This is a genomic window from Romboutsia lituseburensis, assembly GCF_024723825.1.
GTDB classification, from domain to species: Bacteria; Bacillota; Clostridia; order Peptostreptococcales; family Peptostreptococcaceae; genus Romboutsia_F; species Romboutsia_F lituseburensis_A.
Map to the genome: position 1 here is coordinate 634,362 of NZ_JANQBQ010000001.1, position 13,234 is coordinate 647,595.

The window sequence follows — 13,234 nt, forward strand, 5'->3', positions numbered from 1 at the left end:
CTCTTTTGTTATAACATATATTAAGCTTTTTTATAATTAATAATATTTCTAACTTGCATTTCAGTTATACCAAATCTTCTTGCCAAGTTCTTGTAATTTCCATCAAAGTTTTCCTTAATCAATTTATTCCTAAACGACTTAACAACACTATTTTCACTAGGTATATAAACATTGCCTCCACCAGCTAATTTTATCAATTCTTTCACATTTTCAATACCAATAGTATCTATAATATCACCTAGTGATTCTGGTAGATCTTCTTTAGTTAAATATTCTAACATAAAGTACCTCCATATTTAATTCTAAATATCTATATAATATATACGTTTATAATACCCCCTAATCCTCTTTATTTCAACATTTATAAAATATATCATCTAAATAAACTACTTTACATTAATTCATCATATTGTTTTTTTTATTGAACAACTTTAGATTATAAAACCATTTTTCTACTATGTATTAAAATTCTTTTTTCAAAAACTTTTATAAAAAGTTTTAATATATTCTAAAATTCTAAATCCTTATACTTATCTCAAGAAGCAAACAACTTCTAAAAACTAAGGAGGTATTTATTATGGCAATATCAACTAAAAATCCATCAGGATTAAAATTAAAATTTCAAACAGGTACAGATCCTATAACTCAAAAAGTTATAGTAAAGACTAAGACTTACTCAAATTTAAAACCATCAGCATCTAATGATGATGTATACGAAGTAGGAGAAATATTAGCTTCACTTCAAGGACATTCTTTATTAGAAATAGCTAAAATTGACAATACAACTCTATCAGCATAGAAGTTAATATACTTTTGAGCAATTTGAAAGATAACTTTAGATAATCAGTTGCTCAAACTTAAATTTATATAAAATTCGCTTTACTCATTTCGCCAACGATACAATCCTCGCTCACGCGTCGGTTGCATCCGTTGCTCAAATAAAAATTGGAGGTATTTATCATGGATATAAAAAAGAAATTAGTTATGAACTTTAAAACTGTTTTAGGTAAAAAGGTAGCTTTATCAGTAGATAATCCTAGAGAGGATTTAAATGAATCAGAAATAAAGACTGCTATGGAAAATATATTATCTAAAAATATATTTACATCAAATGGTGATGATTTGGTTGCTTTTGTTGATGCTAAAGTAGTTGAAACTGGAACTACTGATTATGATTTAAAATTATAATCAAATTTAAAGACTATGTTAAGATTCTAAATTTTTTAGACCTTTATCATAGTCTTTTTTTAAACATATATTATTAATTGAAAGGATGATATTTATGTATTCAGAAATTCAAACTTTAATAGCTTCTGTAGGTTTCCCAATAGCTATTAGCATGTATTTGCTTGTTAGGATTGAAGGAAAGCTTCAGACTCTATCTGATAGTATTAATGAATTATCTAAAAATATATTAAGTATGAAATAGATTTTATTATAAATATCAAGTAAACTAAAGCTATATTTTGATGATTCAGGCTGCTTAATATTTATCTCTTTTGAGATTTTACGATATTTAAACGCTCAATTTTGGCTTTGTATTTAATTTATGAAAAAGAGATATTAATTTTTTATTAATATCTCTTGAATAAACTATATAATATAAAATCTATCTAATTAGTTGCAACATCTTATGTTATTATTTAAAGTATCATATTAAATAAAATTTTTATACAACATGATACTAAGCTTAATAAAATTTAATCAACATTAATTATTCCATACTCCTTGATTAAACTATCTAGCTTATCATCTAGAAAAGATTTAGCTACCGATGTAATTCTTATATGAGATTTTTGATGATGTCTTTTTCTTATATCCTCTTGTTTTAGGTTTCGACCTATTGTATTAGGGTATAAATTTGTGCCTAATTCCATTATAACTGTATTTAATGATATACCATTGACTATTTCTGTATCTATTATCTCTATATCATATAATTCAACATAATATGGATATCTCTCTAACAATACATTTCCAATTCTATCAACGTCATCAGTTACATTAGTTTCTAAATATCCGTAGCTTTTTGCTCTCCCAATTATTATTGGAATTGCATTTCCTTTTTCATCATAACTTAAAACAGATAAATATATTCTAGCACCACGCTCTATACTTCTTGGCTTCCTAGGGAAATGATTTGTGTATACACCTTTAGATTTTAGCTTTTTAGGAAAATATTTATAATTATTATCCCATCTATTTTCTCCTGTACCTTCAAATTTAATCCAAGCTATTTCATTACTTTCTTCTAATTCTTTCTTTAGAAACTGCTCAACCAAGTCTATTTCTTTCTGATCTATATCTTTTCTTAATTTACTGATATCAGCTCCCCATTTTTTGTTATTAGTAAATTTAACTAATCTATCTTTTCTATTCTTAAATATATTATCTGTAAGTTCAAACTCTTCTCTAATTTTATTAAGGGTTATCTCCCAACTACCACTGCACTTTATACTTTGAATTAATTCTTCAAAGTAATCATTAAGATTCTTTAACAATTCATACTCATCTTCTATTGCTAGTGAAAGTTCATGGTTACTCTTAAACCCACCAATTGTAAAATTGGCTGAACCTATAATTCCAAAATTATCATCTACTAAATACAATTTACTATGTAAATCCTTTAGCCCATACAAAGTTACATTGGACTCCTTTAATATTTTTAATGCATCTAAACTACTTACTCCTTCTAAAAAATCCTGTCTGTAAAACCTTGTAATTATGATACATTCACATTTAGGATTCTCTTTCATAAATTGTGCTATTATTTTAGATGTACTTAATCCTATAAACGGGCTTATTATTTTTATACTTTTATTAACACACTTTAATGCATTTTTAAAGCTTAGCATATGTTCCCTTGTCAGTAATTCTATAGACATAAATTTTTCCCCCTCTATTTATTCCTCCTTATACTATACCCTATCATCATATTATATTTTATTTTATCTAATTTAATTACTTATTCTAAGTTATTCAACCTATTGAGCTATTCTCTTTTAAATAATTATGAAAAAAGTATGTTTAGCACATAATACATATCTTGTTTAAATAATCTTGATGACATTTTCTACAAATATTATCTTAGAAGCTTTTACTTCCGATAACTTAAATAAGTATTCTTTTGTATAATATTTTTTATTTATCATACTTTGTACATTCCTAACCTTTCTATACAAATAGCCTATAATTTAGCTTTTTCCCCTTAACTTGGACTAACTTACACATTTCAACTAATCTACTTCCTATAGCTTCATCAACGTTTAATAGTCCATCAACATCCAGCTCACAACTAACAATTACAGGCAACTTATTAAAATATCTGTAATTAATCAGCTCAAATATAATATTGATATCACTATCAGTGACCTTCCCCTTAAACAAGTCATCAATCAAAAGTACTCTTGCAACTTTGTACTTCCCTAGCACCCTATGATAATAAACATCATCCATAATATTTTGCTTAAGTTTTGTTATCACTTCTCTATAACTCATATACACTACACCTACACTATTTTCCATAAGCTCATTAGCTATTGCTAGGCTAAGGTGGGTCTTGCCTGACCCAACTTGTCCCATAAACATAATAGAATTACATCTATTATTTTCAATATCCTTAAAATATTTAGAGTAAGTACAAGCTTCTTTATATGCATCTATAATTTGCCTTTGACTACCATAAACAAAATTACTAAATCTCTTATTCCTAAACTCCTCACTTATACCACTTCTTTTTAGTATCTCCTCAGCTTGTCTTACCCCTCTACACTCACAAGCTGTTGCTACTCCATCTTCTACAATAAAAGTTAAATCCCTACACTTAGCACATCTATATTCTCTAACATTTGTTTCTAAATTCTCCAAATTCCCTTTCCACTGCTGCGATTTCATCATATGTTGGCTTTCTATAAAGTTCTTCATCCTCATCTTCACACCATGAGGTAAGTTCATTTTTTCTATACTTGTTGCTATTTGCTCCATATCTATCTCCCCTGTTTTGTTTATTTTTTTCATAAGCCATTAGATCACTATAGCTTTTAATGTTATTGTCACTCCATTGATTTAAAATTCCGTTTATATACCCCTTATTACATTTACCTCTATCTGTAGCTATTTCTATAGCTTTTTTAAATAATTCATAATCTATATTCTCATTAAGTTCTATTAACCACTGAGCTACAATTCCATTTATAAGACCTACATTTTCTTCATATAGTTTTTTAAACTTACTTACAGACATAGAATACGCCACGTCTTCATTTTCTTTTTCTTCTTCTTTTTTATTTTCTTTTTCTTTTTCTTTTTGTCCACGTATCGTAAGCTTACTATCCAACGAATCGTTATACGTATCGTCTATATACTTTTCAAACTCTATTTTTATATCTTCTTTAGATATATCATCAGCTACATAAGCTAGTAATGTTTTATCCTTTACTTCTCTTACCTCTTTTTTTACACAATCTAAAATTGGCTTACCACCTTTAATTAAGTTATACTTACCCCACTTTTTAATAGCAACTTCACGTGTTGTTGGATTATACCTTATAACTTTATAATAGTTTTCAAATCTATCTACAAAAGTATTTACACTTTCTATTGAATAACCCAACTCAAAAGCCATTTGCTTTTTAGGTAACTTATACACTCCTATTTGAGTCGTATTCCCATTTGTTAAAAGATATAAAAAGAATAACTTATCCTCAGGAGTCATCTCTTCTAACACCTTTTCATCTCTCCAAAACGCTGTTCTAACATGTCTAAATAAAGCCATATAAATCCCCCTTCTTTTTTCACCTTGCATTAAGTAAAAGCTATATTATTTATAGTGACTAGTTCTAGTACAATCCTATAATGCTCAATATAAACTAGCGTAGATGGTAATAATAAGTCGCACCAACTTTAAGCGACTGCGTCGGCGCCATGAGCATAGCGAATTTTGCAGCTTGTCTGCCGGAAGGAAGACTTATATTTCCCTACCAAGCGGCATTTTATCATAATCTATAGATTCAACTAACAGCATGTCACTATCAATACTAGATTTAACACTTTCATCAAAAGCTACAGCCTTTTGCATTTCAATACTAAGTGGTGCATATTTTAAAAGTTTCTTAATAACAGTTTTTTTCGCCATTGAATCAAAATCTTTTTCCCATATACCACCTTCAAAGTTTTTAGAGTACTTTTTACCATGATCAAGTACTTCATCATAAGTCATAAATTCAAAACTATATCCACTAGGTTCTAGATGATAAACTGCGTAATATCCAATAATATCCCCTCTATTTCCTTTAAGTAAGGGCTTATGAATAAGCTTTTGCTCTAGTCCATAATCTATTTCAAATTCATCATTTTCTTTAACTTCATGAGCATATAAAGTTTTTAGCTTTCCACTTCTATGTGCTAATTGTAAAAGGCCTTTATATCCTACTTGAAATTGCACTTTATCTACTCCATTTAAATTATGTGGTATTAAATAGGCTTGTCCTAGAGGTGTATTTGGCTCTAATCCTAGCTGAGCACTTTGCATCATAGCTGCAATAAATGTCGTAGGCTCACAATTTTGAAGTTTCTCATTATTATTAAATGCTGACATTGATACCTTTTGAAATCTTTCACTACTTAGATTTTTAGGAAGTGCTAAATCTATATCATTTTTCATTTTTATCATTAATTGCTGCATAGCATAACTTGGATTTACTGTTATACCTTGTCCTTTGTCTTCTTGATTTTTTAATGCTTCTTTTAATTTACTCATATTTATTCTCCCCTTTGTTGTATTTTTTTTCCATTTCATTTATACTAAATTTAAATTTTACTTATCGTGAAAGGATGTGACTCACTTGAGTATAAATAAATTTAAACCCTCTTCGATATTAATTATTTTATGTCCTCTAATAGGTGTTATAGATTACTTACTATTTAAACGAGACAACACTTTTTATATCATGCTATATACTATTTTTTGTATTGTTTTTGCTTTATATGGACAATACAACTTATTCATAGTTTTAAAACCGTATAAAAATATGGATTTTAAAGCCTATATGATAGCCTTGTTACTTGGTAGTATTTCATTATGGGCTATATATTTGTTTGTTATTTTCAAAGTTTTATTATAATATTTTAAATTCTAAACACTCTTGTCGTTGTAGTTTTCATAAACTCTTTAACTATTTCAGGGTGTTGTTTTTTTAATCTAGTTGTATCTATACTTGTCCTAGTTTGCTTTTTCCAAGTTATCTTTCTCTCCCCAAGATATGCTATTTCATATTCTTTCATTTGCATCTGTATATATTGCTCTATAGTTTTCTTTTCACTATCTAGATCTTTTATAAGACCACAAACATCATCATATCTATTTAATACATCCTCTTTTTCAAACAATATCAATTCTTCTTGTTTGCTATCTTTATAGAAGCTTTGAAGTACTTTTGAATAGTCACTACTTCCATCTGGTAAAGGTAGTTCTCCACCTAATACGCACTGCTCCCAAAACTTTTTTTCCAAATCCATTATTTCTTTTATGATTTCTTCATCTCTTTTTAGTTCATGTATAATTAATTTTTCATTTCCAATTAGCGCTGCTACATAACAATGAGTTGCTCCACTTACTGCCATATAGTGGTAGCACTGTATTTGATAATGAATAGGGACTTCTTTCTCCCATAGCTTTTTATTATAACTGCTAGTTACCTTACATTCTAAAAATGCTTTTTCACCTACAACTGATCTGTCTATATTTGATATAGCAAATGGATATTTATCATTTCTTAAAATGCCATTTACGTTTCTAACCTTTTTCCCAGTTTTTAAAGTAAATTCATTAGCTACAAAGTTTTCTAATTTATTGCCAAGCTCCATTTTATAATTGGTTTCTTTATCTACTACATTTGAATCATTTTTAGGTAAGCTACTTTGATTGATAAATTCCTTCCCAAAATTATTTATAATATTATTATCATTAGTTTTTTCTAAATAAACACTCATTGAACTTCTATATGGATTAAGCCCTAGTACACTAGCTGCATCACTTCCTCCAATTCCACATTTTCTAGCTTCCAGCCATGATTTTTTATCTTTATCTTTTGTTTCAAATATTATATTTGCATCTAAATATTTTCTCATTAGATTACTCCCCCCAATATCTATTATTGTAAAAAAGTCGCTTCGCTTAAGCCACTGCGTGGGCGCTACACTTTCTGTCGCCAACGACTTCGTCCGTTGCTTAAAAAATCATTTCTAATGATTCACTAAAATACTTTTGACCTTTACCAGTTATAAGAGTTGTAGCTGATAGAAATTTCCCCTCACTTGTATTTACTATACTTTCACTTACTTCAAACAAACCTTGCTTTATATAAATTTGCTTTGGTATGTTTTTATCCTTACCAGTCTTTATTAAATAACCATTGTCCCTTAAATATCCATATAGCTGGTTTCTTCCTATTTTTATATTGTTATTATTAAGAAGTTTTGCAAATTTACCTATAGTTATGCAGCCTGTAGAATTTACTATAGACTTTCCAAACTCAGTATATGGCTTATCTATTTTAATAACTGATTCTAGGTTACTTGCTCTTTTCTCAGCTTTTAATCTTTCTTCTTTTTCTGATTTAAGCTTATTTGCCATTTGTATTATAAAATCTGGATTGTTTAGAGTTTGTTCAATTACCTCATCATTCATGTACATACCATTTTTTCTAATAGAAGGTATCACCTCATCCATCAACCAACTCTCAAACTTCTTGGCACTTGGTAATTTTGATCTAAGTATTAACCTATATACATTTCCTTCATCTATGAACTTTTTACTTACATATTGAATTGCCTGACTTTTATCACATTTTGTTGCAGTAATTACCCCCACGTCGGAAAATACGACCCCCTCTTTTTTACATAATCTAAGTATTGCATCTCTTGGATTTGAGTATCCTAATGCCTTTGCTATAGGTATAGCTTCAAAATATTCTTTTTTGTTTATTAGTACAACATTTATTTCCCCGAAATTTTCATTTGTAAATAACCCTAAATGATTCATTCATATTCCCCCTTTAACTTTACGTTTTAGCATATTTTATTTTTTATCCAACTTTTTGGTAATTTACTAAAGAAAAAAATATCGTTAGCTTCATCAAATGTCAAATCTAAACGTTCAATTAACTTCAATATTTCATCTACAGTAAATGGTATTTTCCCATTTTCCTTAAAATTATATGTTTTAGAAGATACCCCTATATCTTGTGCTAATTCATATTGATACAACCCTTTAAGTACACGTTTTGATTTAAGTAATCTAAAATTCAAATTTATCCCCCCATAACTTTTCTGTGTTTCTGTAATTTAATATTAACTGGAATTAATATCCAGAGTCAAGACATTTTCCGACCATTTGTATAAATTTACACTCAAATTTACCATTTAGTAATTTTTTTATCCTTTTTGATAATATTGTGTTTTATTTTTTCTACTTTGTAAATTATATTTCTATTTTATAAATTATTTCTATTTTTTTACCATTTGTTAATTTTTATTTCCTTTTTGGTAAATTCATACTATAATATTTATAGAGGTGATAATTATGGAGAGTATCGGAGAAAGAATAACAAAAGCTAGACGTTATTTAGGTATGAATCAAAAGGAATTATGTGAAAAAGCCAAAATAAATGAAGCAACTTTATCTAGGTATGAAAATGGACTTAGAGAACCTAAAGCTGCTACACTATCAAAATTAGCTGAGATTTTAGAAGTATCTACTGATTACTTACTTGGTATAACAGATATTAGAAACTATAAAACTTTGCAAAATGATATGAATAAAGATATTGAAAGTATATATGAAAATACTAAAGAAATGCTAAAACAAGATGGTTTGATGCTTTATGGTAAGCCTGCTGATAAAGAGGATATAGACAACATACTAAAAGCAATGAAAGTTGGTATGATGATGGCACTACAAAAAGATAATGATTGATTCAAGTAGATATATAAATTCCTGCTTACTCACTTAATTTTTACGATTTTATAGGGGGCAATAAAACAGTTTAACTAAAAATGTTTATATTTGCTTAAATCTCTATGAATTTAACTAACTTCTTTTGAGAATAATATATTTAGGAGGTATTCTAATATGTTAACAATAAAAGAAGCAAGTGAATTTTTAGGGGTATCCATCCCAACTATGAGAAGATGGGAAAGTGAAGGTAAAATAACTTCATATAGAACAACTGGTAAACATAGAAGATATGATAAAAATGATTTGATTAGGTTTAAAAGTAAGGAAGATGATAGTTTTAAAATTACAATAGCATATTGTAGAGTATCATCATCAGACAAAAAACAAGATTTACAAAAGCAAATAGATAATGTTAGTAATTATTGCATAGCTAAAGGATATCAATTCAAAGTTATTTCTGATTTAGGTAGTGGATTAAATTACAATAAAGCAGGATTAAAGGAATTAATATCTTTAATATGCAGTGAAGAAATAGATAGAATAGTTGTAAACTATAAAGATAGATTAATTAGATTTGGATATGAAATTATAGAACAATTATGTTCTATATATAATGTAAAGATAGAGGTAATAAATCATACAGAAGATAAGACTTATGAAGACGAATTAGTTGAAGATGTATTATCTATAATAACTGTATTTTCATCAAAGCTATATGGACGTAGAAGTCACAAGTTAAAAAAAATCAAAGATGTAAATGTAGCTCTATTTAATGATAAAGATATAGAAGATATAACAACAGTAGAGGCTTAAGTTATGATATATGCAAAAAAGATAGAAATAGTATTTGATGAAAAAGATACAAATATATTAGATGGACAATCTAAAATATGCAATTGGTTATATAATCAACTACTTCAAGTTACTATTGAAGATTATAAAAATGGTAATCAAAATAAACTTTTAAGTGGAAGAAATTTAAGAGATTTTGCAACTAAAATGAAAGAAAGTAACAAATTTTTATACGCAGTACATTCATCACCACTTAAGAATACTGCAATAAGGCTTAAAGAATCTTATACTAAATTCTTTAGTAAAAACTGTTCTTATCCTAATTTTAGGTCATTTAAGAAAAAGTGGTTTTCTCTATATTATGATGAACCGAACAAAGGATTTAAATTATTAGATAGCAGAAACTTAAGGGTAGCATTAGGTAAAAATGAGTTAAATAAACAAATGTATATTAAAGGTTATTTAAGAGAAAGATTTGAACTAAAAAATGATGAAAAGATAAAAACTTTTAGGTTATGTAAGCAACAAGGAAATAAATTTTATGCTATTTTTACAATTGAAAAAGAAGATAAACCTAAAAAAGAAGTAAAATCATGGATAGCAATTGACCAAAATCATAAAAACTTATTTGTAGCAGTTGATAATGAAGGAACTACATTTGAATTTGATAAACTATATCAAGTCAAGTATTTTGATAAATTGATAGATGAAGTTAAATCAAAAAGAGATTTATGTAATAGAAAAAATAAACTCAAATATACAGAACATGGCAGTAAATATTATTTGCCAAGCAAGAGATACTTAAAATTAAATAATGTACTAGATAAACTATATCATAAAAGACGAGAACAAATTAAGTTAATTATGTATAGTATAGCAAATTATATAGCTAAAAATTATGATAAAGCAGTAATTGGTGATTATACACCTACATTAGAAGTAGCGAATGAAAAAAATATGCATAGGGGAATGCTAAATCAATCCCTAGTTGGGATGTTTAGAAAAATACTTAGTTGGACTATGGAAAAATATAATAAAACTTGCATTGTTGTAGACGAAAAAGATACTACAAAAGCTTGTTGCATCTGTGGGGATTTAGAAAAGAAAGATCCGAGTATAAGGGAGTTTACTTGCAAAAAATGTAATACAACTATACTTAGAGATGTAAATAGTGCAATAAATATAGGTAGAAAAGAGAACTTAGAGCCAACTAAAAAAGTATTAAATAAAATATTAAAGAAAGGCTACTTTAGGTTTGATAGATATATTTTAGAGGGGATTTAAAAGATATTCATTGCGTAGTTCGCGCCATCTTAAAAAGATGAACTGATATGGACTAGTAAAATTTACTAGAATCCAGCAGGCTTATATAATAGAAATATTATATAAGGTGAATTAAATCTAAGGATATGATGTTCTTAGGGCTAAAGGGTATTGGTGAATAAATTTAGGTACTCCTGGATATATTTAGATAACTTTAGTAGAACAGAGGGACTTATTAGTGAAATTAAATTATATAAGGGAAACACTTAGAAGAGTTACATATTGTTATGATTCATCTGATCCAGAAGAACTTATAAATGCAATGGGGATTAAATTAAATTATTTACCTAATTATACTGATATAAATAAACTAAAGGGATGTTATGGCATGATTAAAGGGGAAAAAGTCATACTTATTCATCCTGATTTAGATGATATGGGGCGTCGTGAGGTATGTGCTCATGAGTTAGGTCATGCTGTACTTCACCCTACTACTAACGCTTTATTTTTAGCTACTTATACATATTTTAGATTAGGAACTTTAGAAATAGAAGCTGATACTAGCGCTAGTGAACTTTTATTATCGGATGAAATTTGTTATAAATACATAGGCAAGGAATATAATGAAATAGCATATTTAGAAAAAGTTCCTGTAAGGTATGTTGAGTTAAAAATGAATAATTTTAAAAAAAGAACGAGTAAAGTTATGAAATGTTAGGAATAATAATATTATATTAAACTTTTTTTCGCCTCAACAAAGAACATATTTTCTTTTTTGAGATATATTCGTTCTTCTAAAAAATATCTCAAACAATTAGAAAAAGGTAGGGTGGTATATTTATTTACATACTCCTACCCTTTTGTTTACATTTGTAATACATTTAATATTACTTTAGCACTGTCCAATGCTCCCTGTTCTAAAGATATTTTTTCTGACAAAGTCTTTGAATTATCAACTATATCTTTATTTAGTGCATAAGCTATTCCCTCTGCAAGTTTATCAGAAGTAAGATCTTTTTTATAAATAGGCTTACACCCAACACCTAAATCAAATGCTCTGTGAGCCCACGCAAACTGATCATTTGAAAATGGTATAATAACACTTGGTACTCCTGCCCTAAATCCTGCCGCTGTAGTTCCTGCACCACCATGATGACAAACTACTGATACTTTTTCAAATAACCACGTATGAGGTATACTTCCTACTGAAATAAGATTATCTGGTAAATTATCTATTTTACCCATACCTGAAATAATTCCACGTTTACCGCATTTTGTAATAGCATCTATGATAATTTTAACTATATCATCTTTCTCATCACTATCAAACATACTACCAAAACCTATATACACAGGTTTATCACCCTTGTTTATAAAGTCTTCTAATTCCTTAGAAGGTTTGTATTCATTGTTTTCTTCTACAAACCAATATCCACTTTGATGAATATTTTCATTCCAATCCTTTGGTCTAGGAAATACGTAATTACTGCATGAAACTATTGCAGGTTTTAATTTTGATACTTTCTCATAAGGATTCTTAAAGTTTATAGGCATTCTTCCAAAACGCTCTTTCCAATGCTCTTTGACAGTATTACTTGAAGCTAACCAAAGCATACTCTGTATCATCTTATAGCTTATCTTCTTATTTATATTTGTAGGTTTAGATTTGCCATACATCACTACAGATAAATACTCATTAGTCTTGTGCATAGGAAATGGTGTAGCAAGTACTGATGGTATGTTCATCTCCTGTGCTGCAAAATATCCTATAGTACATCCTGGATGATAAACAATTAAATCACTTCCTTCAAATGCATCATAGGTTTGTTTTGCTATCTGAGCACCATATTTTTTCATCTTGTTAAAAGTTAAAAGCATTTTAAGCGGGTTGTCTGCTGAACCTGCTTGTTTTAACATTTTAGGGTCTACGCCTAATGCTTTATAATCCACTTCTATTGGAATATACTCAATTCCATAACTTTTTATAAAATCTTCAAATTGTGAAAATCCTGTTATTCTTACATCTTCACCTAATTTTTTTATTTGTTGGGCCAGTGCTATATAAGGTTGAAAATCCCCTCTTGAACCAGAACATATTATTGTAATCATATTAAAATCACTCCTCTTGTAGAATCCAACAACCTGTTGTATATTTAGATTATAAAAAATTTTATATTCATCATCAACCAACAATGTTCATAGGAATGTTGGATTTAAAAGAGG

At 28.1% G+C, this 13,234-nt stretch carries 16 protein-coding genes; 7 read left to right on the top strand and 9 right to left on the bottom strand.

Translation table 11 applies throughout. The annotated features are described in order from the left end of the window. Nucleotides 1-20: 20 nt before the first annotated feature. Nucleotides 21-281, bottom strand: a complete 261-nt coding sequence (locus NWE74_RS03095) for a Mor transcription activator family protein (RefSeq protein WP_258241777.1) — start codon at nucleotides 279-281, stop codon at nucleotides 21-23. A gap of 296 nt (nucleotides 282-577) precedes the next feature. Here NWE74_RS03095 and NWE74_RS03100 point away from each other — a divergent pair, with 296 nt between their 5' ends. From NWE74_RS03100 to NWE74_RS03110, 3 genes are all read left to right on the top strand, one after another. Continuing rightward, a complete protein-coding gene (locus tag NWE74_RS03100) occupies nucleotides 578-799 on the top strand; it encodes a DUF1659 domain-containing protein (protein ID WP_092724984.1) in 222 nt (73 codons plus the stop codon). Between the two features lie 161 nt (nucleotides 800-960). Beyond that, nucleotides 961-1,188, top strand: coding sequence for a DUF2922 domain-containing protein (locus NWE74_RS03105; protein ID WP_258241778.1), 228 nt, complete (start codon nucleotides 961-963; stop codon nucleotides 1,186-1,188). Between the two features lie 94 nt (nucleotides 1,189-1,282). Then, nucleotides 1,283-1,429 (top strand): YvrJ family protein, encoded by a 147-nt coding sequence (locus NWE74_RS03110; RefSeq protein WP_092724982.1) that lies wholly within the window; start codon nucleotides 1,283-1,285, stop codon nucleotides 1,427-1,429. A 271-nt stretch (nucleotides 1,430-1,700) separates the two neighbouring features. Here the strand turns inward: NWE74_RS03110 and NWE74_RS03115 are convergent, their stop codons facing one another. From NWE74_RS03115 to NWE74_RS03145, 7 genes are all read right to left on the bottom strand, one after another. Continuing rightward, complete coding sequence (locus NWE74_RS03115; protein WP_258241779.1) at nucleotides 1,701-2,885, bottom strand: phospholipase D-like domain-containing protein; 1,185 nt, start codon at nucleotides 2,883-2,885, stop codon at nucleotides 1,701-1,703. A gap of 289 nt (nucleotides 2,886-3,174) precedes the next feature. Further along, on the bottom strand, nucleotides 3,175-3,867 hold the full coding sequence (locus tag NWE74_RS03120) for an ATP-binding protein (RefSeq protein ID WP_258241780.1): 693 nt from the start codon (nucleotides 3,865-3,867) through the stop codon (nucleotides 3,175-3,177). Further along, complete coding sequence (locus tag NWE74_RS03125) at nucleotides 3,842-4,774, bottom strand: DnaD domain protein (protein WP_258241781.1); 933 nt, start codon at nucleotides 4,772-4,774, stop codon at nucleotides 3,842-3,844. Before NWE74_RS03125 ends, NWE74_RS03120 begins: the two co-directional genes overlap by 26 nt. Nucleotides 4,775-4,966: 192 nt before the next feature. After that, nucleotides 4,967-5,758: a recombinase RecT gene (locus NWE74_RS03130; RefSeq protein WP_258241782.1), complete on the bottom strand. Its 792-nt coding sequence runs from the start codon at nucleotides 5,756-5,758 to the stop codon at nucleotides 4,967-4,969. Nucleotides 5,759-6,126: 368 nt separating this feature from the next. Continuing rightward, on the bottom strand, nucleotides 6,127-7,128 hold the full coding sequence (locus NWE74_RS03135) for a YqaJ viral recombinase family protein (RefSeq protein WP_258241783.1): 1,002 nt from the start codon (nucleotides 7,126-7,128) through the stop codon (nucleotides 6,127-6,129). A 100-nt stretch (nucleotides 7,129-7,228) separates the two neighbouring features. Beyond that, complete coding sequence (locus tag NWE74_RS03140) at nucleotides 7,229-8,041, bottom strand: phage antirepressor KilAC domain-containing protein (protein ID WP_258241784.1); 813 nt, start codon at nucleotides 8,039-8,041, stop codon at nucleotides 7,229-7,231. Nucleotides 8,042-8,067: 26 nt separating this feature from the next. Beyond that, a complete protein-coding gene (locus NWE74_RS03145) occupies nucleotides 8,068-8,307 on the bottom strand; it encodes a helix-turn-helix transcriptional regulator (RefSeq protein ID WP_092724972.1) in 240 nt (79 codons plus the stop codon). A gap of 274 nt (nucleotides 8,308-8,581) precedes the next feature. Between NWE74_RS03145 and NWE74_RS03150 the strand changes: the two genes are divergently transcribed. The 4 genes from NWE74_RS03150 (at nucleotide 8,582) to NWE74_RS03165 (ending at nucleotide 11,729) form a co-directional block, all read left to right on the top strand. Further along, entirely contained in the window at nucleotides 8,582-8,974 is a 393-nt protein-coding gene (locus NWE74_RS03150; protein ID WP_258241785.1) for a helix-turn-helix domain-containing protein, read from the top strand. A 156-nt stretch (nucleotides 8,975-9,130) separates the two neighbouring features. Beyond that, nucleotides 9,131-9,769: an IS607 family transposase gene (locus tag NWE74_RS03155; protein ID WP_258241786.1), complete on the top strand. Its 639-nt coding sequence runs from the start codon at nucleotides 9,131-9,133 to the stop codon at nucleotides 9,767-9,769. A gap of 3 nt (nucleotides 9,770-9,772) precedes the next feature. After that, nucleotides 9,773-11,032, top strand: coding sequence for an RNA-guided endonuclease InsQ/TnpB family protein (locus NWE74_RS03160; RefSeq protein ID WP_258241787.1), 1,260 nt, complete (start codon nucleotides 9,773-9,775; stop codon nucleotides 11,030-11,032). Nucleotides 11,033-11,249: 217 nt separating this feature from the next. Then, nucleotides 11,250-11,729 (top strand): ImmA/IrrE family metallo-endopeptidase, encoded by a 480-nt coding sequence (locus NWE74_RS03165; protein ID WP_258241788.1) that lies wholly within the window; start codon nucleotides 11,250-11,252, stop codon nucleotides 11,727-11,729. Nucleotides 11,730-11,875: 146 nt separating this feature from the next. Here the strand turns inward: NWE74_RS03165 and NWE74_RS03170 are convergent, their stop codons facing one another. Further along, nucleotides 11,876-13,120: a glycosyltransferase gene (locus NWE74_RS03170; protein ID WP_258241789.1), complete on the bottom strand. Its 1,245-nt coding sequence runs from the start codon at nucleotides 13,118-13,120 to the stop codon at nucleotides 11,876-11,878. Between the last annotated feature and the right edge of the window lie 114 nt (nucleotides 13,121-13,234).

What these genes read in the sequence shown, in the direction of transcription:
- NWE74_RS03095 (WP_258241777.1), bottom strand. Translation starts at nt 281, where the DNA reads ATGTTAGAATATTTAACTAAAGAAGATCTACCAGAATCACTAGGTGAT.
- NWE74_RS03140 (WP_258241784.1), bottom strand. Translation starts at nt 8,041, where the DNA reads ATGAATCATTTAGGGTTATTTACAAATGAAAATTTCGGGGAAATAAAT.
- NWE74_RS03115 (WP_258241779.1), bottom strand. Translation starts at nt 2,885, where the DNA reads ATGTCTATAGAATTACTGACAAGGGAACATATGCTAAGCTTTAAAAAT.
- NWE74_RS03160 (WP_258241787.1), top strand. Translation starts at nt 9,773, where the DNA reads ATGATATATGCAAAAAAGATAGAAATAGTATTTGATGAAAAAGATACA.
- NWE74_RS03150 (WP_258241785.1), top strand. Translation starts at nt 8,582, where the DNA reads ATGGAGAGTATCGGAGAAAGAATAACAAAAGCTAGACGTTATTTAGGT.
- NWE74_RS03130 (WP_258241782.1), bottom strand. Translation starts at nt 5,758, where the DNA reads ATGAGTAAATTAAAAGAAGCATTAAAAAATCAAGAAGACAAAGGACAA.
- NWE74_RS03135 (WP_258241783.1), bottom strand. Translation starts at nt 7,128, where the DNA reads ATGAGAAAATATTTAGATGCAAATATAATATTTGAAACAAAAGATAAA.
- NWE74_RS03100 (WP_092724984.1), top strand. Translation starts at nt 578, where the DNA reads ATGGCAATATCAACTAAAAATCCATCAGGATTAAAATTAAAATTTCAA.
- NWE74_RS03110 (WP_092724982.1), top strand. Translation starts at nt 1,283, where the DNA reads ATGTATTCAGAAATTCAAACTTTAATAGCTTCTGTAGGTTTCCCAATA.
- NWE74_RS03170 (WP_258241789.1), bottom strand. Translation starts at nt 13,120, where the DNA reads ATGATTACAATAATATGTTCTGGTTCAAGAGGGGATTTTCAACCTTAT.
- NWE74_RS03125 (WP_258241781.1), bottom strand. Translation starts at nt 4,774, where the DNA reads ATGGCTTTATTTAGACATGTTAGAACAGCGTTTTGGAGAGATGAAAAG.
- NWE74_RS03105 (WP_258241778.1), top strand. Translation starts at nt 961, where the DNA reads ATGGATATAAAAAAGAAATTAGTTATGAACTTTAAAACTGTTTTAGGT.
- NWE74_RS03155 (WP_258241786.1), top strand. Translation starts at nt 9,131, where the DNA reads ATGTTAACAATAAAAGAAGCAAGTGAATTTTTAGGGGTATCCATCCCA.